We start from the raw sequence: 23,769 nt of genomic DNA, 5'->3' as shown, positions 1-23,769 counted from the left end.
CGAAACCGAGCGCCATTTTTGATAAAAATATGCGCTCGGCTCGAACAAATTTCAGATGCGGACAGACGTCTCGATTCAGGGAGGCGGCTGTCCAGTCTATTAGAAGCGGAAGTGCGAGAACGCCTTGTTCGCTTCTGCCATACGGTGAACTTCGTCACGCTTTTTCATTGCGCCGCCGCGGCCTTCTGCGGCTTCCAGCAATTCGCCGCCCAGGCGTTGCGGCATCGATTTTTCGCTGCGCTTGTTGGCTGCTTCACGCAACCAGCGCATCGACAACGCCATACGACGGACAGGACGGACTTCAACCGGCACCTGGTAGTTTGCACCACCAACGCGACGCGACTTCACTTCGACCAATGGTTTGGCGTTGCTGATAGCAAGGGCAAACACTTCCAGCGGATCTTTGCCGGATTTGGCCTGGATGTGCTCGAAGGCACCGTAAATGATGTTTTCTGCGACCGATTTTTTACCGGACAACATCAGGACGTTGACGAACTTCGCAACATCAACATTACCGAATTTCGGATCCGGCAGAATCTCCCGCTTGGGAACTTCACGACGACGTGGCATTTCGATTCCTTTCAATCTTCAGTTGAGCGCGCAGATCTTTTGTTCCTGCACACTCGCGGACAGCCATCATAGCCACCCACTTACTCGGCCCATTGGGGACCGACACTTATTCGCTTGGCTTGCGCCTAACGAAAACTATTATTTCTTTGCAGCCTTAGCACGCTTTGCACCGTACTTCGAGCGAGCTTGCTTACGATCCTTGACGCCCTGGGTATCCAGTGCACCGCGAACCATGTGGTAACGCACACCCGGCAAGTCTTTTACACGGCCGCCGCGCAACAGCACGACACTATGTTCTTGCAGGTTATGGCCTTCACCGCCGATGTACGAAATGACTTCGAAACCGTTGGTCAGGCGAACTTTGGCAACTTTACGCAGAGCCGAGTTAGGCTTCTTTGGAGTTGTCGTATAAACGCGGGTGCAAACGCCGCGTTTTTGCGGGCTGTTTTCCAGCGCTGGTGATTTGCTCTTTACGACCGCAGAAACGCGCGGCTGGCGAATCAATTGATTGATGGTTGGCATCGTTATATATCCAACAAAATTACGACGTTAATAACAACAATCCCGAAATCGGTTGTCCGGGATTGGACAGATACTTGCGCCAGGAATCATAAGAATCATACAAAACCCTGCGCACAATTCGATTCGGCAGTAGAGGAGAAACGCGCTATAGGAAGCGGAAGCAGACCAAAGAACGTTCGGCCCATAGAGCCTACAATCGAGAACCCGCGAGTATAGCCCCATGATGCCTTGCAGTCAACCGCAGTCTCGGATGTCTGCCCCGTAAACACAACAGATCGCCGCGTTTCCGCAACGGCGCCGGTATCGTTGTCTTTTTTGCAAAGCGGCGCTGGCGGCAAAGCCGTGTTTATCTCATGCGGCGCGGTTACCCGCAGCGGCTTTGCGGGATAATGGGATTCGACTATTTTCCTCCACCATGATGCTCGCCTTGCTTCGCCGCAACAATCTGTTCGTACTGGTTACCTACCTGGCGCTGTCCCTGGTCCCCTTCGTGCCCCTGCTGTTCGGCCAGACGATAGATCATTCGCTGCGCATCATCCTCACCGAAACGGGGCTGTGGCTGGTGATCTGGTCGATTTTCAAGCGCCCCGCCTGGTTTCACTGGCTGCTGATCCCCGCCTTCCTTGCCCTGCCGACCGAGATCTACCTGCGCAAATTTTACGGCCAAGGCATTTCCACCCACCACCTCGGCATCATCGCCGAAACCAGCCCCGGCGAGGCAATGGAGTTCCTGGGCAACAAGATCTGGTGGCTGGCGCTGATCCTGGCCCTGGTGGTGCTGTGGTGGGCGCTCAGTTGGCTGGCGGCCAGCCGCACCCGCGACCTGGACCTGGAAGGCCCTTCCCGCTGGTTTGGTTGGTTAGTGCTCGCTACCGGCCTGTGTGTTTGGCTGTATGGCCGAGAAATCGGTATCCAGGCTGCGCCAGTAGTTGCCGCCAGCAGCAAGGCCGCTTCCCTGGCGGCGCCGGAGAGCCAAGGCATGCACCTCGGCAAGCTGCCCAAATGGGCGGCCACGCCGCTGGAAGCCGAACCGGTCAGCCGCACCTGGCCCTTCGGGCTGGCGGTCCGCGGCTACGACTTCTGGAAAGAACGGGAATACCTGGACGACCTGGAACACAAGAACAGCCAGTTCCACTTCGGCGCACACCAGGCCAGCCACCAAAACACGCCGCAAATCGTGGTGATGGTGATCGGTGAATCGTCGCGCTATGACCGCTGGAGCCTGAATGGCTATCAACGAGACACCAATCCTTTGCTCAGCAAGGAGAGCAACCTGGTCAGCTTTACCGATGTCATCACGTCAGTCTCGGCAACCCGGCTGTCGGTGCCGGTCATGGTGTCGCGCAAGCCGGCGACGGAAAGCCTGAAAGCCGGTTTTGCCGAAAAATCCTTCATTACCGGCTACAAGGAAGCCGGCTTCAAGACTTACTGGATTTCGAACCAGATGTCGTACGGCAAATTCGATACGCCGATATCCGTATTCGCCAACGAGGCGGACGTAGTCCAATTCCTCAACCTCGGCGGTTTCACCGATACCTCGAACCTGGACGCCATCCTGCTGCCGCAGCTGCAAAAGGCCATGCGCGACCCGGCGCCCAAGAAGCTGATCGTGCTGCACACCTTGGGCAACCACTGGAACTACAGCCACCGCTACCCCCAGCCGTTCGACAAATGGCAGCCCTCGCTGTTCGGGGTCGAACATCCGGCCTACACCAACCTGGCGAACAAGCCGGCTCTGAGCAACAGCTACGACAATTCGGTGCTGTATGTGGACTGGTTCCTGTCGCAGGTGATCGATAACCTCAAGGATTCGAAACAGCTGAGCGCCATGATGTATTTCTCCGACCACGGCCAGACGCTGTACGACGGCAGTTGCAAGATCGCCTTCCACGGCCACAATACCCAGTTCGAATTCCATATACCGGCCATGATGTGGTATTCCGATCTGTACCAGCAAACCTACCCGGACAAGGTGGAGCAGCTGCTGCGCCATAAGCGCACCCGGATGACCACTGAAAACGTATTCCATTCGCTGCTCGACCTGGCCGACATACGCTATCCGGATGAGCATCTGGAGTGGAGTTTCCTGAGCAGCAAGCTGCGCCCCCACAAGCGCTATGTCGACAGTTACGGCTGGAGCGATTACGACAACGCCACCTTCAAGGGCGACTGCAGGGAAGTGATCGACAACGGCAAGCCGCTGCGGCAGCAGCGCGATTAGGCAAGTATTTACTCGACTGAGCAGCTCAATCGATCGCTCTTTAATTACATAAGTTTTGAGCTAAATTTACGCCATTTGGATAGGGCTTCAGCAGAATGGTTCTAGTATGCGTGGAATAAACAAGCCATTCAAAAAGCATCTTTTGAGTACTCCTTAAGAGCTTTATATAGGCAAGGACGTGCAAATGTCGATCAAAACGGGGCAGGAACTACGCCGTCCATTAATGGCCGTAGCAGCCTGCCGTCATTACCCACCTGCGCAGATCATTCGCGATCTGATGCGTCTTCACAAAGCCAGCAACGAGACGCCCAACGTGCTTACAGCAGAGACAATACGCAAAGGACGCCATGATGAAGACGTATTCCAGGCGTCCAGCGCATCTGACCTGTTCAAGCAACTAGATATTTAATGCACCTGGCTAGCTTTTTGGGAAATAAGAAATCAATTTAAGAACAGTCTTTGAATTACCCCAGGCAAGAAGACTTTCTCGATCTATAAATAAAAACGGCAGTGGATGATTTCTCATCCACTGCCGTTTTGCTTGCTAATCCAATGAAAGGATTAAGCTTCGCCGCCCTGCGCACCCAGCTCTTCAGCTGCCCGTGCTTCGGCAGCCGCCAGGCGTGCAGCCTGCTCGGATTGCAACAGTGCTGTGCGCTCTTCCGCTTCCCAGCTGTCTTTTTCCTTGCGTGCACGGTGGAACGCGAGACCGGTGCCGGCTGGAATCAGGCGGCCGACGATCACGTTTTCCTTCAGGCCGCGCAGGGTGTCTTTCTTGCCCATGATGGCGGCTTCGGTCAACACCCGGGTGGTTTCCTGGAACGATGCGGCCGAGATGAACGAATCGGTCGACAGCGATGCCTTGGTAATACCCAGCAACACGTTTTCGTAGGTTGCAGGAATCTTGCCCGCTGCAATCACGCGATCGTTTTCGTCCAGCAGTTCCGAACGCTCGACCTGCTCGCCAGTGATGTAAGACGCATCGCCCGCATCAACGATCTGAACGCGGCGCAGCATCTGGCGCACGATCACTTCGATGTGCTTGTCGTTGATCTTCACGCCTTGCAAGCGGTACACGTCCTGGACTTCATCGACGATGTAACGCGCCAGCGCTTCGATACCCAACAGGCGCAGGATGTCTTGCGGATCGGCTGGGCCGTCGACAATCATTTCACCCTTGTTCACGACTTGGCCGTCATGTACCAGCACTTGCTTGTCCTTGGTAATCAGGAACTCGTGCTTGTTGCCGTCCATGTCTGTGATTTCCAGACGTTGCTTACCCTTGGTTTCCTTACCGAAGGCCACAGTACCTGTGACCTCAGCCAGCATGCCGGCATCTTTCGGCGAACGTGCTTCGAACAGTTCGGCAACGCGCGGCAGACCACCGGTAATATCGCGTGTCTTTTGCGATTCAGTCGGGATACGCGCCAGCACTTCACCCACGTGCACTTGCTGACCGTCTTTCACGGTAATCAGCGCGCCCACCTGGAAGCCGATCGTCACAGCGTGTTCAGTACCGGCGATCTTGACTTCTTCGCCTTGCTCGTTCAACAGTTTGACCTGCGGACGGACAGTCTTGGTGACCGAACCACGACGCTTCGCGTCGATAACCACCAATGTCGACAGACCGGTAACTTCGTCGATCTGACGGGCCACGGTAGAACCTTCTTCGACGTTCTCGAAGCGCACGGTACCGGTGTACTCGGTAATGATCGGACGAGTCAGCGGATCCCATGTCGCCAGTGCGGTACCGGCCTTGATGGTCAAGCCATCCTTGACGATCAGCGTTGCACCGTAAGGCACTTTATGACGCTCACGCTCACGGCCATGGTCGTCAGTGATCAGGACTTCACCGGAACGGGAAATCACGATCAGTTCGCCCTTGCCGTTAGTCACGTAACGCATGGTCGCCGTGAAGCGGACCGTACCGTTGGACTTGGCTTCAACACTCGATGCCACCGCCGAACGCGACGCCGCACCACCGATGTGGAAGGTACGCATGGTCAGCTGGGTACCAGGTTCACCGATCGACTGCGCAGCAACCACACCGACTGCTTCACCGTTGTTGACCAGCGAGCCGCGGCCCAGGTCGCGACCGTAACATTGCGCGCACAGGCCGTAGCGTGTGTCGCAAGTCAGCGGTGTGCGGACCTTGACTTCATCGATGCCCAGGCGTTCGATTTCTTCCACCGCATCTTCGTCCAGCAGAGTACCGGCTTCGTACAGCGTGCCCTGGGTTTCCGGGTTGACGATATCGTTGGCAGCAACACGGCCGAGGATACGGTCGCGCAGCGCTTCGATCACTTCACCGCCTTCAACCATCGCCTTCATCGAGGCGCCGTTGGAAGTGCCGCAATCATCTTCGATCACGACCAGATCCTGGGTCACGTCAACCAGACGACGTGTCAGGTAACCCGAGTTCGCTGTCTTCAGCGCGGTGTCGGCCAGACCTTTACGTGCACCGTGGGTCGAAATGAAGTACTGCAAAACGTTCAGACCTTCGCGGAAGTTCGCGGTGATCGGCGTTTCGATAATCGAACCATCCGGTTTCGCCATCAGGCCACGCATACCGGCCAGCTGACGAATCTGTGCTGCGGAACCGCGCGCACCGGAGTCGGCCATCATGTAAATGGCGTTGAACGATTCTTGCGTACCCTTGGTGCCGTCGCGGCGCACCACGTCTTCTACCTTCAGCTGTTCCATCATGGCCTTGCCGACGTCGTCGCCGGCCTTGCCCCAGATGTCCACAACCTTGTTGTAGCGTTCGCCGGCAGTCACCAGACCGGACGAATATTGCTGTTCGATCTGTTTCACTTCTTGTTCTGCGGTAGCGATGATGGTTGCCTTTTGCGGCGGTACCAGCATGTCGTCCACGCAGATCGAGATGCCGGCACGAGTCGCCAGGCGGAAACCGGACTGCATCAGTTGGTCAGCAAACACCACCGTAGCGCGCAGGCCGCACTTACGGAATGCCGTGTTGATCAGCTTCGAGATTTCCTTCTTCTTCAACGCGCGGTTAAGCACGGTGAATGGCAGGCCCTTAGGCAGGATTTCCGACAGGATCGCACGGCCGACAGTGGTTTCGTAACGCTTGATGGTCTTGACGAACTCACCAGTTACCGGATCCTTCGGATACTCGGTAATACGCACGGTAACGCGGGTAGTCAGCTCGACTTCCTTGTTGTCGTAGGCACGGATCGCTTCCGACACGTCAGGGAACATCATGCCTTCGCCCTTACCGTTGATTTGCTCACGGGTGGCGTAGTACAGACCCAGCACGATATCCTGCGACGGTACGATCGACGGTTCGCCGTTCGATGGGAACAGGATGTTGTTGGAAGCCAGCATCAAGGTGCGTGCTTCCATCTGTGCTTCGATCGACAGTGGTACGTGGACCGCCATTTGGTCGCCGTCAAAGTCGGCGTTGAATGCGGCGCAGACCAGCGGGTGCAATTGGATTGCCTTGCCTTCGATCAGGACCGGCTCAAACGCCTGGATACCCAGGCGATGCAATGTAGGCGCACGGTTCAGCATGACCGGATGTTCACGGATCACGTCTTCCAGGATGTCCCACACCACGGAAGTCTGGTTTTCAACTTCCTTCTTGGCTGCCTTGATGGTGCTGGCGATGCCCATCACTTCCAGTTTGTGGAAAATGAATGGCTTGAACAGTTCCAGCGCCATCAGTTTCGGCAAGCCGCACTGATGCAGTTTCAGCTGTGGACCCACCACGATCACCGAACGGCCGGAATAGTCGACGCGCTTGCCCAGCAAGTTCTGACGGAAACGGCCGCCCTTGCCCTTGATCATTTCTGCCAGGGATTTCAGCGGACGCTTGTTGGCGCCAGTCATTGCCTTGCCGCGACGGCCGTTGTCCAGCAGCGAGTCAACCGCTTCCTGCAGCATCCGCTTTTCGTTGCGGGTGATGATTTCCGGCGCGCGCAATTCCATCAGGCGCTTCAGGCGGTTGTTACGGTTGATGACGCGGCGATACAGGTCGTTCAGGTCGGAGGTGGCGAAACGGCCGCCGTCCAGCGGCACCAGCGGACGCAACTCAGGCGGCAGCACCGGCAACACTTCCATGATCATCCAGTCAGGCTTGATGCCCGAACGCTGGAACGCTTCCAACACCTTCAGGCGCTTGGCGTATTTCTTGATCTTGGCTTCGGACTTCGACTCTTTCAATTCCTGACGCAGGGTTTCCGCATCACGGTCGATATCGATCGCGCGCAGCAACTCACGGATGCCTTCGGCGCCCATGAATGCGGTGAAATCGTCGCCGTACTCTTCGTACTTGGCGGCGTAGTCGTCTTCCGACATGATCTGGCAACGCTTCAGCGGCGTCATGCCTGGATCGGTGATGACGTAGGCTTCAAAATACAAGACGCGTTCGATATCCCGCAGGGTCATGTCGAGGACCATGCCCAGACGCGACGGCAGCGATTTCAGGAACCAGATATGCGCAGTCGGCGAAGCCAGTTCGATATGGCCCATGCGCTCACGGCGCACCTTGGCCAGCGTGACTTCAACGCCGCACTTTTCGCAGATGACACCGCGGTGCTTCAGACGCTTGTACTTGCCGCAGAGGCATTCGTAGTCTTTGATCGGGCCAAAAATCTTGGCGCAGAACAGACCGTCGCGCTCTGGCTTGAAGGTACGGTAGTTGATGGTTTCAGGCTTTTTTACTTCGCCATAAGACCACGAACGAATTTTTTCAGGCGACGCCAGACCGATCTTGATCGAGTCGAACGTTTCGTTTTGCTGAACTTGCTTGAATAAATCGAGCAGTGCTTTCATGTATCACTCCAGTTGGCGTGAAGAAACTAAGATTCTTTACTATTGCTGCGTAGGGCGGGCAACGCTGCCCACCCTACTGCTCTGTACTGCACCAGTCCGACGGATTACTCGCGGTCGAGGTCCATATCGATGCCCAATGAGCGGATTTCCTTCAACAGCACGTTGAAGGATTCCGGCATGCCTGCATCGATCACATGGTCACCCTTGACCAGGTTTTCATACACCTTGGTACGGCCGTTCACGTCATCCGACTTCACTGTCAGCATTTCCTGCAGCACGTACGATGCGCCGTAGGCTTCCAATGCCCAAACTTCCATCTCACCGAAACGCTGGCCGCCGAACTGTGCTTTACCGCCCAGAGGCTGCTGTGTAACCAGCGAGTAAGGACCGGTAGAACGTGCATGCATCTTGTCATCGACCAGATGGTGCAGTTTCAGGTAATGCATGTAGCCGACAGTAACGCTGCGCTCGAAAGCTTCGCCGGTACGGCCGTCATACATCGTGACCTGGTTCTTCGAAGGCGTCATGCCCAGCTGCTTGGCGATGGCGTCCGGATAGGCCAGATCCAGCATGCGGCGGATTTCATCTTCATGCGCACCGTCGAACACTGGCGTCGCGAACGGCACGCCGGCTTTCAGGTTGCTGGCCAGATGCAGGATCTCGTCGTCCGTCAGGCTATCCAGGTCTTCCGATTTACCGGATTCGTTGTAGATAGTCGTCAGGAACTTGCGCAGTTCCGCGATCTTGGTTTGCGCCTTCAGCATTTCGCCGATGCGCAGGCCCAGACCCTTGGCTGCCCAGCCCAGATGGACTTCCAGAACCTGACCGATGTTCATCCGCGAAGGAACGCCCAGCGGGTTCAGCACGATGTCTGCCGGTGTACCGTCGGCCATGTGCGGCATGTCTTCGATCGGCAGGATGCGCGAAACCACACCCTTGTTACCGTGACGGCCGGCCATCTTGTCGCCAGGTTGCAGGCGGCGTTTGACAGCCAGGTAAACCTTGACCATCTTTTGCACGCCAGGCTGCAGCTCGTCGCCTTGGGTCAGCTTCTTGCGCTTTTCTTCGAACGCCAGGTCGAACTGGTGACGCTTCTCGGCGATCGATTCCTTGATCGCTTCCAGCGCTACCGCTGCATCGTCGTCCGCAGGGCGGATATCGAACCAGTGGTATTTGTCCAGGTCTGCCAGGTATTCCTTGGTCAGCTTGCTGCCCTTGGCCAGCTTCTTAGGACCGCCGTTGACAACCTTGCCGATCAACATGCGTTCCAGACGTTCGAAGGCATCGCCTTCAACGATACGCAACTGGTCGTTCAGGTCCAGGCGATAGCGCTGCAGTTCATCGTCGATGATCTGCTGTGCGCGCTTGTCGCGCTGGATGCCTTCGCGTGTAAACACCTGAACGTCGATGACAGTGCCGACCATGCCCGAAGGCACGCGCAGCGATGTATCTTTAACGTCCGAAGCTTTTTCACCGAAGATCGCGCGCAGCAGCTTTTCTTCTGGCGTCAGCTGGGTTTCACCCTTAGGCGTCACCTTACCGACCAGCGTATCGCCGGCTTCGACTTCAGCGCCGATGTAGACGATGCCGGATTCATCCAGACGCGCCAGCTGGTTTTCGGCCAGGTTGGAGATGTCACGGGTGATTTCTTCAGCGCCCAGCTTGGTGTCGCGTGCAACCACCGACAACTCTTCGATATGAATCGACGTGTAGCGATCGTCAGCCACCACTTTTTCGGAGATCAGGATCGAATCTTCGAAGTTGTAGCCGTTCCACGGCATGAACGCCACCAGCATGTTCTGGCCCAGGGCCAGTTCGCCCAGATCGGTCGATGCGCCATCGGCGATCACGTCGTGCTTGGCGACGCGGTCGCCAACTTGCACGATTGGCCGTTGGTTGATGTTGGTGTTCTGGTTGGAACGTGTGTACTTGATCAGGTTGTAGATATCGACACCGACTTCGCCCGCTGTCGCTTCTTCGTCGTTCACGCGAATAACCACACGACCCGCATCGACGTAGTCAACGATACCGCCACGCAGTGCCTGCACGGTAGTACCCGAGTCAACTGCCACGGTGCGTTCGATACCGGTACCGACCAAGGCCTTCTCTGGGCGCAGGCAAGGAACAGCCTGACGTTGCATGTTGGCGCCCATCAATGCGCGGTTCGCATCATCGTGTTCGAGGAACGGGATCAGCGATGCCGCAACAGACACCACCTGGCCTGGAGCCACGTCCATGTACTGCACGCGCTCTGGCGATACCAGGATGGTTTCGCCGGCTTCACGTGCGGATACCAGTTCATCGGACAGCTTCAGGGACTTGTCGATGGTCGCATTCGCCTGGGCGATGATGTAGCGGCCTTCTTCAATCGCCGACAGATAATCGATCTGGTCGGTAACCTTGCTGTCTTCAACCTTGCGGTACGGGGTCTCGAGGAAACCGTATTCGTTCAGGCGAGCATACAAGGCCAGCGAGTTGATCAGGCCGATGTTCGGGCCTTCCGGTGTTTCGATCGGGCACACGCGGCCATAGTGGGTCGGATGCACGTCGCGCACTTCAAAGCCAGCGCGCTCGCGGGTCAGACCGCCAGGTCCAAGTGCCGATACACGGCGCTTGTGGGTGATTTCCGACAGCGGGTTGGTCTGGTCCATAAACTGCGACAACTGCGACGAACCGAAGAACTCACGGATGGCAGCCGAGATCGGCTTGGAATTGATCAGGTCATGCGGCATCAGGTTGTCCGCTTCGGCTTGGCCGAGGCGTTCCTTGACTGCGCGCTCAACCCGCACCAGGCCGGCGCGGAACTGGTTCTCGGCCAGTTCGCCGACGCAACGCACGCGGCGGTTGCCCAAGTGATCGATATCGTCCACTTCGCCGCGGCCGTTACGCAATTCAACCAGGATCTTGATCACAGCCAGCACGTCTTCGTTCGACAGCGTCATGGCGCCAGTCAGTTCATCGCGGCCGATGCGGCGGTTGAACTTCATGCGGCCGACAGCCGACAGATCGTAACGATCAGCGTTGTAGAACAGGCCGTTGAACAGCGCTTCGACCGAATCTTCGGTTGGCGGTTCGCCAGGACGCATCATGCGGTAGATCGCGACACGAGCGGCCATCTGGTCGTTGGTGTCATCGCTGCGCAGGGTCTGCGAAATGTAGCTACCTTGGTCCAGGTCGTTGGTGTACAGGGTCTGGATGTCGCTGATGTCAGCTTCACGCAGCTTGGCCAGCAATTCTTCAGTCAGCTCGTCGTTGGCGTTGGCCACTACTTCGCCGGTGTCGCCGTCAACGATGTTGCGCGCCAAGACGCGGCCCAGCAGGTAGTCTTCCGGTACCGAGATCTGTTTGATGCCGGCAGCTTCAACGTCGCGCACGTGCTTGGAGTTGATGCGCTTGTCTTTAGCGACCAGGACCTTGCCCGATTTGTCGGTGATGTCGAAACGTGCGACTTCGCCGCGCAGGCGTTCTGCGACGAATTCCATCTCGGCGCCTTCGTTGCGCAACGCAAAGTTGTCGAACACGAAGAAGTTGGCCAGGATCTGCTCGACCGACATGCCGATCGCTTTCAGCAGGATCGTGACAGGCATCTTGCGGCGACGGTCGACGCGGAAGAACAGGATGTCTTTCGGGTCGAACTCGAAGTCGAGCCAGGAACCGCGGTAAGGAATGATACGTGCCGAGAACAGCAGTTTGCCGGACGAGTGCGTCTTGCCGCGGTCATGTTCAAAGAACACGCCTGGCGAACGATGCAGCTGCGACACGATAACGCGCTCGGTGCCGTTGATCACGAACGAACCGGTAGTCGTCATGAGCGGCAATTCGCCCATGTAGACTTCCTGTTCCTTCATTTCCTTGACCACAGGCTTGGTCGGCGATTCCTTGTCCAGGATCACCAGGCGCACCTTGGCGCGCAACGGCGACGCGAACGTCAATCCGCGCTGTTGGCATTCCTTGACGTCGAACGGCGGATCGCCGAGCACGTAGGACAAGAACTCGAGACGCGCAAAACCATTGTGCGAAACGATAGGGAAAATAGAAGTGAAAGCCGATTGCAGGCCCTCGTTCTTACGTTGAGACGGTACTTTGTCTGCTTGCAAAAAGCCAAGATACGACTCGAGCTGGGTCGCCAGCAGGAACGGAACGTGGTGAACGTTAGCGCGTTTCGCAAAAGATTTACGAATACGCTTCTTCTCAGTAAATGAGTAGTGCATTGAACACTCCGTGAGTGACAGGAAGGATAGAGAATTCAGGATTCGCTGGATCTTTCAATGAAACTAGACAAAACTAATAGTCTGGCTACACTGTCTGAACCAACAATTCCTCAAGTCTCAGCCCTTCGAGCTTGATGGCAACGGACGCTTAATAAAACAACAAGCGCTAAACAAAATCAAAAACGACAAAGGAGCCAAAGCCGAACCCTCTTTTTCGAGAGTTCTGCACTTTGACTCCAGCGCAATAAATGCGCTCTAAAAAGCTGAAATTACTTGATTTCAGCTTCTGCGCCGGCTTCAACCAATTTCTTGGCTGCTGCTTCAGCGTCGGCTTTCGAAACGCCTTCTTTAAGTGGCTTCGGTGCGCCGTCAACCAGGTCTTTAGCTTCTTTCAAGCCCAGGCCGGTGATTTCGCGAACTGCCTTAATTACGCCAACCTTGTTCGCGCCGAAAGACTTCAGAATAACGGTGAACTCGGTTTGCTCTTCAACTGCAGCAGCTGCGCCGCCGCCTGCGCCGCCGGCAACTGCAACAGCAGCTGCGGAAACGCCGAACTTCTCTTCGAATGCCTTAACCAGGTCATTCAATTCCATAACAGTCAGACCATCGATCTGGGTCAGGAATGCATCTTTATCAAAAGCCATGTGAAACTCCTAATTTTTTACAGTAAATACATCTGATTGGTACTAACGCTAAAAAAAGCGCCTGAAGCTTGCTAATTAAGCGGCTTCGGCTTCTTTTTTCGCTGCCAGAGCAGCCAAACCACGCACAAATCCAGCGATCGGCATCTGCATCATGCCCACAACTTGGGCCAGCAGAACTTCGCGACTTGGAATGTTTGCCAACGCTTGTACACCCGCCTTATCCAGCGACTTACCAGCGAAGTTACCTGCCTTGACGACCAGTTTGTCGTTGCTTTTTGCAAAGTCGTTGATGACTTTTGCAGCAGCAACGGCGTCCTCGGAGATCGAATAGATCAACGGGCCGGTCATGTCTTTGGCGAGGTCGGCAAACGCGGTACCTTCAACGGCGCGACGTGCCAGTGTATTTTTCAATACACGCAAGTACACACCCTGGGTACGCGCATTAGCGCGCAGTTGGGTCAAGTGACCAACCTGGATGCCACGATATTCGGCCACGACGATAGTCTGTGCATTTGCAACTTTTGCAGAGACTTCGGCGACTACGGCCTTTTTGTCATTCAGATTGAGACTCAAGATCAACCTCCAAAAATGATGCTCGGATATTACACAACCGCAAATGGCTGCTTACCTCACATCGGTTCGAACACGGCGTCCGAAGTTAGGAGTTCAGAACTTGCGCATGACTCAGAGTGAACCAACACGCAGCGATGAGACTACAAAACTTGTTCGGGTACACCATCTGCGTTGGGTGCCAGCTGATCGCTCACCTGGTGTTTAACTTTGTGCACCACCTGCATGCACGCCGCCCAACGGTCTTTGATTGCCTGGACCTGCATCGTTACTGCCAATACAGGTCCAGCCCAAAGATTCGCCTGGTTGCGCATGCGCAGCCAGGACTTTATTCTTCTAATTTAAGCTGCCAGTGTCGTTTGATCGACACGAACGCCGGCACCCATTGTCGAAGACAAGGAGATCTTGCGCAGGTATACACCCTTGCTGGTGGCTGGCTTTGCTTTGCTCAATGCATCGATCAGTGCCAACAAGTTGGACTTCAATTCTGCATCGCTAAACGATTTACGACCGATGGTTGCGTGAACGATACCGGCTTTGTCGGTACGGTACTGCACTTGACCGGCTTTTGCGTTCTTGACGGCAGTTGCAACGTCAGCAGTCACGGTGCCAACCTTCGGATTCGGCATCAGGCCGCGTGGTCCCAGGATCTGGCCCAGGGTACCAACGATACGCATGGTATCTGGCGATGCGATCACGATGTCGAAAGGCATGTTGCCGGCTTTGATCTGCTCAGCCAGGTCTTCCATGCCAACGATGTCGGCGCCGGCAGCTTTAGCTTGTTCGGCTTTTTCGCCGGAAGCAAATACTGCAACGCGAACGGTCTTGCCGGTGCCGGCTGGCAGCACGACGGAACCGCGGACCACTTGGTCCGATTTCTTTGCATCAACGCCCAACTGGACGGATACATCGATCGATTCATTGAATTTTGCAGTAGCGCATTCCTTGATCAACGCAACAGCGTTGTCGAATGGATATGCCTTGGTGCGATCAACTTTAGCCTTGATCGCTTTTGCGCGTTTAGTTAACTTAGCCATTACAGACCCTCCACCGTGATGCCCATCGAACGAGCAGAACCGGCGATAGTACGTACGCCAGCTTCCAGATCAGCACCAGTCAAATCGGGCTTTTTCAAGGTAGCGATTTCTTCTGCTTGCTTACGGGTGATCGAACCGACCTTAGTGGTATGCGGCGTAGCCGAACCCTTGGTGATGCCGGCAGCCTTCTTGATCAGGATCGTTGCCGGAGGAGTCTTCATCACGAAAGTGAAGGACTTGTCGGCGAACGCTGTGATCACGACCGGAATCGGCAGACCTGGCTCAACACCTTGGGTCTGGGCATTGAATGCCTTACAGAATTCCATGATGTTCAGACCGCGCTGACCCAATGCTGGACCAATTGGTGGGGATGGGTTTGCTTTACCAGCTGGCACTTGCAGCTTGATAAAACCAATGATTTTCTTTGCCATGATGGCTCCTAAGTGTTGTGAGTATTAGCGCCTGTTCGATCTTGCAATCTAATAGGGCTCCTCTTACTGCTCCGGATTCCATGAGGTTTCTCATGACGCTCCGAACAGCGCTTAAAAATACTTTCCTGCCTGGCTGAATTCCGCTCAGACCCTGCTTATACTTTTTCGACCTTGTCGAATTCCAGCTCAACCGGCGTGGCGCGGCCGAAGATGGTGACCGTCACGCGCACGCGCGATTTTTCGTAGTTCACTTCTTCCACGTTGCCGTTGAAGTCGGTGAAAGCACCTTCCTTGATACGCACCAGCTCGCCGACTTCATACAAGACCTTAGGCCGCGGCTTCTCGATGCCGTCCTGCATCTGCTGCATGATCTTGTCGACTTCATGCTGCGGAATCGGGGTAGGCTTGTTCGACTTGCCGCCGATGAAACCGGTTACCTTGTTCGTGTTCTTTACCAGATGCCAGGTTTCGTCGGTCATTTCCATCTCGACCAGGACATAGCCCGGGAAGAAACGACGTTCGGTAACGGCTTTCTGGCCATTCTTGACTTCAATCACTTCTTCAGTCGGCACCAGGATCTGGCCGAACTGTTCCTGCATTCCAGCGCGGTCGATCCGCTCGGTCAGCGCGCGCTGCACGCTCTTTTCCATACCGGAATAAGCATGCACCACATACCAGCGCTTCTTGCCCGCAGCCGCCGAAGGCGTTGCTGCTGCCGGCGTCCCTTGCGCGTCGTCTTGTGTGCTATCGCTCATTATTGTTTCCAGCCCAAAATCACGTCGTATAACAAAACCTCGAGGAGCTTATCGATGCCCCACAGGAAAATCGCCATTACCAGCACAAATGCAAAAACGATGGCAGTGATCTGCATCGCTTCCTTGCGGGTCGGCCAGACAACTTTTTTTGTCTCACGCACGGCTTCTTTGGCGAAACCGAGGAATTCACGGCCTTGCGTCGATGTCCAGGCGAAGGCGATTGCCACCACCAAACCGGCAACCAGGGCGCCAGCGCGCACCAGACCAGACTGGCCCGACAAAAAATAAAAGCCGACAACGCCGGCGACGACAGCCAAAACTGCCAATATTACTTTGAGCTTGCTGCCGGATTCGCCGACAGTTTGCACAGGGTGGTTAGACATACGCGGTTTACTTTCAGTACCCTACACCTGAATCGGTGGCAGGGGCGGAGGGCATCGAACCCCCAACCTCCGGTTTTGGAGACCGGCGCTCTGCCAATTGAGCTACACCCCTACGCTTAAAACACTTTATCTGGACGGCTTGGCCAGCAGCTCATTTCTCACAAGCATGCATACCATTCAGACATCAACGCCGCGAGACGGGAATTTCCCGGGTCGCGGCGATTACAACTTTTTGCTATTACGCGTCAGGCAGGATCTTGGCAACGACACCCGCACCAACAGTACGGCCACCTTCGCGGATCGCGAAACGCAGACCTTCTTCCATCGCGATCGGGTTGATCAGCATCACTGTGATCGACACGTTATCGCCTGGCATGACCATTTCTTTGTCCTTTGGCAACTCGATCGAACCAGTCACGTCCGTAGTACGGAAGTAGAACTGTGGACGATAGTTGTTGAAGAACGGTGTATGGCGGCCGCCTTCGTCTTTCGACAGAACATAGATCTCGCCAGTGAAATGCTTGTGCGGCTTGATCGAGTTCGGCTTGGCCAACACTTGGCCCCGCTCTACGTCTTCACGCTTGGTCCCGCGCAGCAACACACCAACGTTGTCGCCGGCTTGACCTTGGTCCAGCAGCTTGCGGAACATTTCAACGCCAGTACAGGTTGTATCTTGGGTGTCGCGGATACCGATGATTTGCAGGGCTTCGCCAACCTTGACGATACCGCGCTCGATACGGCCGGTCACCACAGTACCGCGGCCGGAGATCGAGAACACGTCTTCCACTGGCAGCAGGAAGGCGCCGTCAACAGCACGTTCCGGTGTCGGGATGTAAGTGTCCAGCGCTTCAGCCAGAGCCATGATCGCTTGCTCGCCCAATGGGCCAGTGTCGCCTTCCAAGGCCAGCTTGGCCGAACCCTTGATGATTGGCAGGTCGTCGCCTGGGAAATCATACTTGGTCAACAGCTCGCGCACTTCCATTTCAACCAGCTCGAGCAACTCTTCGTCGTCGACCATGTCCGCTTTGTTCAGGAACACGATGATGTATGGCACGCCAACTTGACGCGACAACAGGATGTGTTCACGGGTCTGTGGCATTGGGCCGTCAGCTGCCGAACACACCAGGATCGCACCGTCCATCTGGGCCGCGCCGGTGATCATGTTTTTCACATAGTCAGCATGGCCTGGGCAGTCAACGTGGGCGTAGTGGCGGTTTGCAGTTTCGTATTCAACGTGTGCAGTGTTGATCGTGATGCCGCGCGCTTTTTCTTCTGGCGCTGCGTCAATCTGATCGTACGCTTTGGCTTCGCCGCCAAATTTCTTCGACAATACTGTCGCGATCGCTGCTGTCAGCGTGGTCTTGCCGTGGTCGACGTGGCCGATAGTGCCAACGTTGACGTGCGGCTTGGTCCGCTCAAACTTGCCTTTTGCCATCTTAGACTCCTAAAGATTTGATGAGAATGTCCAGGCCCGCGCCCGACCGTCTTACAGATTGAATTCGACAAGCATCGAATCAGAAACTTGTGAATCAGAAACTTGATATTCAGCTTTACTGCGCTTGCGGCGCCCTATGCGGACACCAGCAACAAACTAATTCTGGTGCCCTTGACGTGGATCGAACACGTGGCCTCTCCCTTACCAAGGGAGTGCTCTACCACTGAGCTACAAGGGCTATGCCGTACGCGTGCTTCTGACTACAACACGCCCAACTTATTACCTGCAATACTTGCAAAACTGCTGGAGCGGGTGAAGGGAATCGAACCCTCGTCATAAGCTTGGAAGGCTTCAGCTCTACCATTGAGCTACACCCGCAAATTACCGAATTTTCACTTCACCGCTACAATTTTTATACTTTTTACTGCTTCCCAAAATGGTGGAGAGGGCTGGATTCGAACCAGCGTACTCGTAAGAGGGCAGATTTACAGTCTGCTGCCATTAACCACTCGGCCACCTCTCCGCAGGGAACCCCAGATTATAGTAAAGCACCCTTGGAGTGTCAACCATGGAAACTGATTTCTTCTAAATATTTCTTAGTTTTTTCAGTTTCCCGGTCGGATCGCCGCCGGGCCTGGCCGGAATCGGGAAAAAGCGTAAAAACGCTTCACCGGCCAAGGGGCGAGATAATATCAGAAACGCGTCTCGCGTGCAGCTCTTAGAAAGCCGTCGAGAATTGGCGTGCAATCGAGCAATTGCGGGCCGCCGGCGCGGTGGAACTCCGGATGCCACTGCAAGCCCATGACAAAAGCTGCCTTGCGGTAACGTATTGCCTCAACGATATTATCGCTGCCGGAAATCGCCTCTACCGTCAGGTCCCGCCCCAGGTCGCGCACCGCCTGGTGATGGATGGAGTTGACCACCCACTCGTTTTGCTCGCCGCCATGGCTATTGAACAATGTTGCCAATGAGGAACCTTGCGGAAACTGGATCGCATGGTGCAGGCGGTCGTATTCGTCGTTCACGTGCTTGATCGAGGTCGGGACATCGGTTGCGATGTCCTGGTACAAGGTGCCGCCAAAGGCAACATTGATCAGCTGGCAACCGCGGCAGATGCCCAGCACCGGCTTGCCCGCTTCGATGAATTCATGCAGCAGCTCCAGCTCGTACATGTCGCGCACGCGGTCGCCGCCCCATTCCGGCCGGGTCGCCGCTTGCGCGTAGCTCTGCGGCGAGACGTCGGCGCCCCCTTGCAGCACCAGGCCGTCCAGGTGCTTGGCATAGTCGCGCAGCCGGATCGAGCTGGGATGGACCAGGCCGTTGGTGTTGACAGTAGGAATCATGAACACCAGCACATTGCGCGACATGACCCACTGCGCGATCGACTCTTCCAGATATTGCAGGGTGCGCCCGCGCAAGCCTTTGGCGCCTTCTTCCGGATGGAAAATCCGCGCTGAGATGCCGATCTTCAGGGTCCGCTGCATCATGCGCCGGCCGGCCTTGTCCGACAGCGCGCGGAAACGGGCGGCGATCAGCTTCCAGGTTTGCGGCCAGGGCGCGCTGTCGTCGTTGACCGGATCGGCTGCCCTGGGTGGAACGCTGGCCGCCGCAGGCTTGGCTTCGGCTTGAGGCTCAGCCTTCGGTGGCTCGGCGGCAGTGGATTCAGGAGTTGCGGCGGGCTCAGGAGGTACGGCAGGTTTGGCCTCTGCTGCCGTAGCGGGAAGCGGAGGGACGGGATCGTTTGATTGGGAGTCGGACATATTTGTTGGAAATTGTCAGAAATAGAAATTTTTGGGAAAGTGCTGCTAGCATGTTCGCTGCAGGCAAAAATAGTGCCCTAGGGCCGGATCTTGATCAAACCGGCTCGCCAAAGTATAGACTTGATTCCTATGTGAGCATGGTTTTCCATATCAGTTCATCTTGAGTTACCCATTTTTACCATTTTGCCTAAACGTATCCCGCTCACCATGAACAAACCACCGCAAATCCTGATCCTGTATGCGCATCCGACGCCGCACCATTCGCGCGTCAACCGCCGCCTGGCGCAGGTTGCCGCCAAAGTGCCCAATGTGCAGGTACACGACCTGTATGAGCTGTATCCGGATTTCCATATCTCGGTGCGGCGCGAACAGGCGCTGGTAGAACAGGCCGACCTGATCGTATTCCAGCACCCGGTCCAGTGGTACAGCATGCCGGCGCTGCTGAAACAATGGGTCGATTCCGTCCTTACCCCCGGCTGGGCCTATGGCCCCGGCGGCGAAGCCTTGCGCGGCAAGGATTTCTGGCTGGTCGCCACCACCGGCGGCTCGGTCCGCTCTTACCAGGCGGAAGGCCACAACCTGTTCCCGTTCTCGGCCTTCTTGCCGCCCTACCAGCAAACCGCGCAGCTGTGCGGCATGCGCTGGCTGCAGCCGCACCTGCTGTTCGGCGCGCACCAGGTCAACCAGCAAACCCTGGCCGGGCACATCGAGGCCTACCGCAAGCGCCTGGCGAACTATCCGAACTGGCCGGAATTGCTGGCAACCGACACCCCGATACCGCTCACAGGCAGCTAAACATCATGGAACAGAATCTCTTATTCAACGGTTTGATTTACCTGGCGGCGGCAGTAGCCGCAGTGCCGATCGCCAAGCGCCTGGGCCTGGGCGCGGTGCTGGGCTACCTGCTGGCCGGCATGGCGATCGGTCCCTGGGGCTTGCGCCTGATCGACAATGTCGAAGACATCCTGCATTTCTCCGAGTTCGGGGTGGTGCTGCTGCTGTTCATGATCGGCCTCGAACTCGAACCGAAGCGCCTGTGGTCGCTGCGGCGCTCGATTTTCGGCTGGGGCACGGCGCAGGTGGCGACGGTTTCGCTGGCGCTGTTCGGCGCCGCCGTGGCTGCCGGGGTCGACTGGAAAACCGCGCTGATCGCCGCGCTCGGCATGTCGCTGTCGTCCACCGCGATCGCCCTGGCCACCATCAACGAACGCAAGATCAACAGCACGCCTGCCGGTCGCGCCGGTTTTGCCATCCTGCTGTTCCAGGACATCGCCGCCATTCCCATGATCGCGATCGTGCCCTTGCTCGGCGTCGCCGCCGCCCACGGCAGCGGCGAAGGCTGGATCGGCGGCCTGAAGGTGGTGGCGGTGATCGCCACCCTGATCGTCGGCGGCCGTTACCTGGTGCGGCCGTTGATGCGCATGATCGCCCGCACCGGACTGCGTGAAATCTTCACTGCCTTTGCGCTGCTGCTGGTGATCGCCATCGGCCTGCTGATGGAATCGGTAGGCATGTCGATGGCATTGGGCAGCTTCCTGGCCGGCGTGCTGCTGGCCGATTCGGAATACCGGCATGCGCTGGAAACCGACCTGGAGCCGTTCAAGGGCTTGCTGCTCGGACTGTTCTTCATCGCCGTCGGCATGTCGGTCGACTTTGGCCTGCTGCTCAGCCAGCCGTGGCTGATTCTCGGCCTGGTGGCCGGTTTCCTGGCGATCAAGCTGACCGTACTGTACCTGCTCAGCAAAGTATTCCAGATCGCCCGCGCCCAGCAATTCCTGTTTGCGGCCTTGCTGTCGCAGGGCGGCGAATTCGCCTTCGTGGTGTTCGGCGCCGCCGCCACCGCCCGCGTGTTTTCCCAGGAAACCTCGTCTATCCTGGTAGTGGTGGTGGCGCTGTCGATGGTGACCACGCCGCTGCTGCTGGTGGTGTACGACAAAGTCATCGCGCCATATTTCCTGAACACGCAGAAACGTCCCGACGATGAAATCGACGACAATGAAAACCCGGTCATCATCGCCGGCTTCGGCCGCTTCGGCCAGATCATCGGCCGCCTGCTGCACGCCAACAAGATCGGCCTGACCGTGCTCGACCACGATCCCGACCAGATCGAGCTGCTGCGCAAATTCGGCTTCAAGGTGTTCTACGGCGACGCCACCCGCATGGACCTGATGCACGCCGCCGGCATCGCCAAGGCGCGCTTGCTGGTGGTGGCGCTGGACGACATCGAAGGCAGCCTGAAACTGGTGGCGGCAGTGCGCCACGTGTTTCCCGACCTGCCGATCATCGCCCGGGCGCGCAACGTTACCCACTATTTCGACTTGATGGACCTGGGCGTGACCGTGATCGAACGCGAAACGTTCGAATCTGCCCTGCAGCTCGGACGCCAGGCGCTGCGCACGATGGGTTTCGGCGCCTACCGGGCGCGCCAGGCAGCGATGAAATTCCGCGCCCACAACCTGCAAACCCTGCACGATATGTATCCGCACCAGAAAAACCAGCAGGAAATCGTCTCGATCGCCAAGAAAGCGCGCGAGGAACTGGAGGAGATGTTTGCGCACGACCGCATCTTGCGCGAAGACATGCCCGCCAGCGGCTGGGATGACGAAGTATTGCCGCTGGATGAAACTACACAGGAGCCGACATGATCACCATCTATCACAACCCGCGCTGTTCGAAATCGCGCGAGGCGCTGGCGCTCGCCGAGCAATACAGCAGCGAGCACCAGCTCAAGCTGGAAGTCGTCGATTATCAAAAAACGCCGCTGACCCTGGCGCAGTTGAAAACCCTGCACAAGCAGCTGGGCGGCCCGGTCAGCGCCATGGTGCGCGACAACGAAGCGGAATACGCCGAGCTCAACCTGGCCCAGGCCGACGACGCCACATTGCTGCAAGCGCTCGCCGCCCATCCGAAACTGCTGCAACGGCCGGTCGTGACTTACCAGGAGCGCTCGGTGATCGCGCGGCCGCCGCAGCTGTTCAACGACTTGATGGACACCTAGAGCAACCGCACCAGCAGGAACAGCACCGTCGACAACAGGATGGTGGAGGCAAACGGCAGGGAGAATTTCCTGCCGAACAGGGTAAACCGCAGGTCGCCCGGCAAGCGGCCGAGCCCGAGCTTCTCCAGCCAGGGCAAGGCGCTGGAAAACACGATGACGGCGACAAAAATCACCAGCATCCAGCGGATCATGCGGCGCTTTCGGACAGGATGATGGTCATAGACGATGACTGCGGTCGTGGTTGGCGAAGCGCGCCGGCAGCTCGGCATGGACGCCAACCGCCAGCACCTTGAACAACTCCCCCATCTCAGCCGGCGACACTAGCTTTTGCAAGGCATTGGCTTGCGGCAGGTAAGCCAGGGCGTTCTCCGGCGGCGTGCGCAGCAACAGCTTGCCGATCCCGGCTTCCAGCAGGAAAGCCGCCTGGCTGCTGTAGCCCAGCAGGTCCAGCCCGCTATCGAGGGCGGCGGCGGCCATTGCAGTGAAATCGACGTGGGCGGTGACATCCTGCAAACCCGGCAGGTAAAACGGATCGGGATGGGCATGATGCCGGTAATGGCACATCAAGGTACCCTGGTCGCGCTGCTGCAAATAATATTCCGCAGCCGGGAAACCATAATCGAAGAACAGCGCGACTGCGCCCTGCCCGGCTTTCAACATGCCGCCCAGCGAATGCATGAAACCGATCGCCACCGGATGCACTTCAGTCAGGTGGCCGACCGTCAGCGACTCGGCATCAGGTATCTGTGCGATAAGCGTCGGCTCGGCCGGGCGATCAATGTAGACAAATTGTCCATCTTCGCCCTCGACGCCGGTTTCGGCCAGGCCGACCCCGCGCTGCAGCCAGCCTTGCTCGCCACGCAACACCAGTTCGACCGGCATCGCATCGAGCACCTCGTTGCCGATCACTACCCCGGAAAACGCCTCGGGCAAGCGATCCAGCCACTGCACCTGCGGAAATGCCTGCAGTTTCAGCTGCTGGCGCGCCCGCAGTTCGGCTGACAGTTCAACGATGTAATACGCTTGCGGCAAGCCGGCGCCGTTGTCGCCGGCAGCCACGCTGGTGGCCAATTCAGTCAGGATGTCATGGGCCAGCTGGCCGCTGCCGGCGCCGAATTCCAGTATCCGCGGCTGCAGCGCAGGCGAAGAAACCAGCAATTCTGTTGTCAAATGGGCCAAAGTCGCGCCAAAAAGCGGCGTAATCTCGGGCGCGGTTGTAAAATCACCGTCTTTGCCCAATTTTGCCGCGCCGCCGCTGTAATAACCGAGGTCCGGCGCGTACAACAGCAGTTCCATATAACGCGCGAATGAAATCCAGCCATGCTGCCGGCGGATTTCAGTGGCGATCAGATTGTGTAACAGGCGCGATGCGCGCTGTGCTTCGACCGAAGCTTCGGGTAATTGCAGTTGCATGGCGCTATTGTAGAAGATAACG

Annotated in this window: 19 protein-coding genes and 4 tRNA genes; 5 read left to right on the top strand and 18 right to left on the bottom strand. The window is 56.9% G+C overall.

The annotated features are described in order from the left end of the window. Window positions 1–99: 99 nt before the first annotated feature. A complete protein-coding gene (rpsG, locus tag CFU_RS02100) occupies window positions 100–570 on the bottom strand; it encodes a 30S ribosomal protein S7 (RefSeq protein ID WP_014004390.1) in 471 nt (156 codons plus the stop codon). A 138-nt stretch (window positions 571–708) separates the two neighbouring features. Further along, on the bottom strand, window positions 709–1,092 hold the full coding sequence (gene rpsL, locus CFU_RS02095) for a 30S ribosomal protein S12 (RefSeq protein ID WP_014004389.1): 384 nt from the start codon (window positions 1,090–1,092) through the stop codon (window positions 709–711). Window positions 1,093–1,510: 418 nt separating this feature from the next. Between rpsL and CFU_RS02090 the strand changes: the two genes are divergently transcribed. Together CFU_RS02090 and CFU_RS02085 are read left to right on the top strand one after the other, a co-directional pair. Further along, window positions 1,511–3,313, top strand: coding sequence for a phosphoethanolamine transferase (locus tag CFU_RS02090; RefSeq protein WP_041742929.1), 1,803 nt, complete (start codon window positions 1,511–1,513; stop codon window positions 3,311–3,313). Window positions 3,314–3,497: 184 nt separating this feature from the next. Next, entirely contained in the window at window positions 3,498–3,722 is a 225-nt protein-coding gene (locus CFU_RS02085; RefSeq protein ID WP_041741095.1) for a hypothetical protein, read from the top strand. A 152-nt stretch (window positions 3,723–3,874) separates the two neighbouring features. Here the strand turns inward: CFU_RS02085 and rpoC are convergent, their stop codons facing one another. The 14 genes from rpoC to CFU_RS02015 all read right to left on the bottom strand — a co-directional run bounded on the left by rpoC (window position 3,875) and on the right by CFU_RS02015 (window position 19,336). Continuing rightward, complete coding sequence (gene rpoC, locus CFU_RS02080) at window positions 3,875–8,110, bottom strand: DNA-directed RNA polymerase subunit beta' (protein ID WP_014004387.1); 4,236 nt, start codon at window positions 8,108–8,110, stop codon at window positions 3,875–3,877. A 104-nt stretch (window positions 8,111–8,214) separates the two neighbouring features. Beyond that, window positions 8,215–12,321, bottom strand: a complete 4,107-nt coding sequence (rpoB, locus tag CFU_RS02075; RefSeq protein ID WP_014004386.1) for a DNA-directed RNA polymerase subunit beta — start codon at window positions 12,319–12,321, stop codon at window positions 8,215–8,217. Between the two features lie 269 nt (window positions 12,322–12,590). Continuing rightward, the gene (gene rplL / locus CFU_RS02070) at window positions 12,591–12,965 is read right to left on the bottom strand and encodes a 50S ribosomal protein L7/L12 (RefSeq protein WP_014004385.1); all 375 of its coding nucleotides are present in this window, start codon (window positions 12,963–12,965) and stop codon (window positions 12,591–12,593) included. Window positions 12,966–13,040: 75 nt separating this feature from the next. Beyond that, entirely contained in the window at window positions 13,041–13,538 is a 498-nt protein-coding gene (gene rplJ, locus CFU_RS02065) for a 50S ribosomal protein L10 (RefSeq protein ID WP_041741094.1), read from the bottom strand. A gap of 338 nt (window positions 13,539–13,876) precedes the next feature. Continuing rightward, complete coding sequence (rplA, locus tag CFU_RS02060) at window positions 13,877–14,572, bottom strand: 50S ribosomal protein L1 (RefSeq protein WP_014004383.1); 696 nt, start codon at window positions 14,570–14,572, stop codon at window positions 13,877–13,879. Continuing rightward, window positions 14,572–15,003, bottom strand: a complete 432-nt coding sequence (gene rplK / locus CFU_RS02055; protein WP_014004382.1) for a 50S ribosomal protein L11 — start codon at window positions 15,001–15,003, stop codon at window positions 14,572–14,574. The genes rplA and rplK overlap by 1 nt, the downstream gene beginning before the upstream one ends. Before the next feature lie 155 nt (window positions 15,004–15,158). Further along, entirely contained in the window at window positions 15,159–15,758 is a 600-nt protein-coding gene (nusG, locus tag CFU_RS02050) for a transcription termination/antitermination protein NusG (protein ID WP_014004381.1), read from the bottom strand. Beyond that, complete coding sequence (gene secE, locus CFU_RS02045; protein ID WP_014004380.1) at window positions 15,758–16,141, bottom strand: preprotein translocase subunit SecE; 384 nt, start codon at window positions 16,139–16,141, stop codon at window positions 15,758–15,760. The genes nusG and secE overlap by 1 nt, the downstream gene beginning before the upstream one ends. Before the next feature lie 36 nt (window positions 16,142–16,177). After that, window positions 16,178–16,253: transfer RNA gene (locus tag CFU_RS02040), tRNA-Trp, on the bottom strand. Between the two features lie 126 nt (window positions 16,254–16,379). Next, window positions 16,380–17,576, bottom strand: coding sequence for an elongation factor Tu (gene tuf / locus CFU_RS02035; protein WP_014004379.1), 1,197 nt, complete (start codon window positions 17,574–17,576; stop codon window positions 16,380–16,382). Window positions 17,577–17,739: 163 nt separating this feature from the next. Further along, a tRNA-Thr gene (locus tag CFU_RS02030) sits at window positions 17,740–17,814 on the bottom strand. A gap of 66 nt (window positions 17,815–17,880) precedes the next feature. Continuing rightward, window positions 17,881–17,954, bottom strand: a tRNA-Gly gene (locus tag CFU_RS02025). 59 nt (window positions 17,955–18,013) lie between these two features. Beyond that, window positions 18,014–18,099, bottom strand: a tRNA-Tyr gene (locus CFU_RS02020). Window positions 18,100–18,268: 169 nt separating this feature from the next. Further along, the gene (locus CFU_RS02015) at window positions 18,269–19,336 is read right to left on the bottom strand and encodes a gamma-glutamyl-gamma-aminobutyrate hydrolase (RefSeq protein ID WP_014004378.1); all 1,068 of its coding nucleotides are present in this window, start codon (window positions 19,334–19,336) and stop codon (window positions 18,269–18,271) included. A 207-nt stretch (window positions 19,337–19,543) separates the two neighbouring features. Here CFU_RS02015 and CFU_RS02010 point away from each other — a divergent pair, with 207 nt between their 5' ends. From CFU_RS02010 to arsC, 3 genes are read left to right on the top strand one after another with little or no spacing between them, the layout of a single operon-like run. Further along, window positions 19,544–20,131 (top strand): NAD(P)H-dependent oxidoreductase, encoded by a 588-nt coding sequence (locus CFU_RS02010; RefSeq protein ID WP_041741093.1) that lies wholly within the window; start codon window positions 19,544–19,546, stop codon window positions 20,129–20,131. 5 nt (window positions 20,132–20,136) lie between these two features. Beyond that, window positions 20,137–21,981: a glutathione-regulated potassium-efflux system protein KefC gene (kefC, locus tag CFU_RS02005; protein ID WP_014004376.1), complete on the top strand. Its 1,845-nt coding sequence runs from the start codon at window positions 20,137–20,139 to the stop codon at window positions 21,979–21,981. Further along, window positions 21,978–22,334, top strand: a complete 357-nt coding sequence (gene arsC, locus CFU_RS02000; protein WP_014004375.1) for an arsenate reductase (glutaredoxin) — start codon at window positions 21,978–21,980, stop codon at window positions 22,332–22,334. The genes kefC and arsC overlap by 4 nt, the downstream gene beginning before the upstream one ends. On the opposite strand, the gene CFU_RS01995 is transcribed toward arsC, so the two are convergent. Then, the gene (locus CFU_RS01995; RefSeq protein WP_014004374.1) at window positions 22,331–22,525 is read right to left on the bottom strand and encodes a DUF2905 domain-containing protein; all 195 of its coding nucleotides are present in this window, start codon (window positions 22,523–22,525) and stop codon (window positions 22,331–22,333) included. The two genes, arsC and CFU_RS01995, sit on opposite strands and share 4 nt — an antisense overlap. 25 nt (window positions 22,526–22,550) lie before the next feature. After that, entirely contained in the window at window positions 22,551–23,747 is a 1,197-nt protein-coding gene (locus CFU_RS01990) for a class I SAM-dependent methyltransferase (RefSeq protein WP_041741092.1), read from the bottom strand. Between the last annotated feature and the right edge of the window lie 22 nt (window positions 23,748–23,769).

Origin of the sequence: Collimonas fungivorans Ter331 (assembly GCF_000221045.1) — a bacterium.
GTDB lineage: Bacteria > Pseudomonadota > Gammaproteobacteria > Burkholderiales > Burkholderiaceae_D > Collimonas > Collimonas fungivorans_A.
The sequence above is the reverse complement of the archived record's forward strand: the minus strand, read 5'-3'. Positions and strand labels throughout refer to the sequence as shown.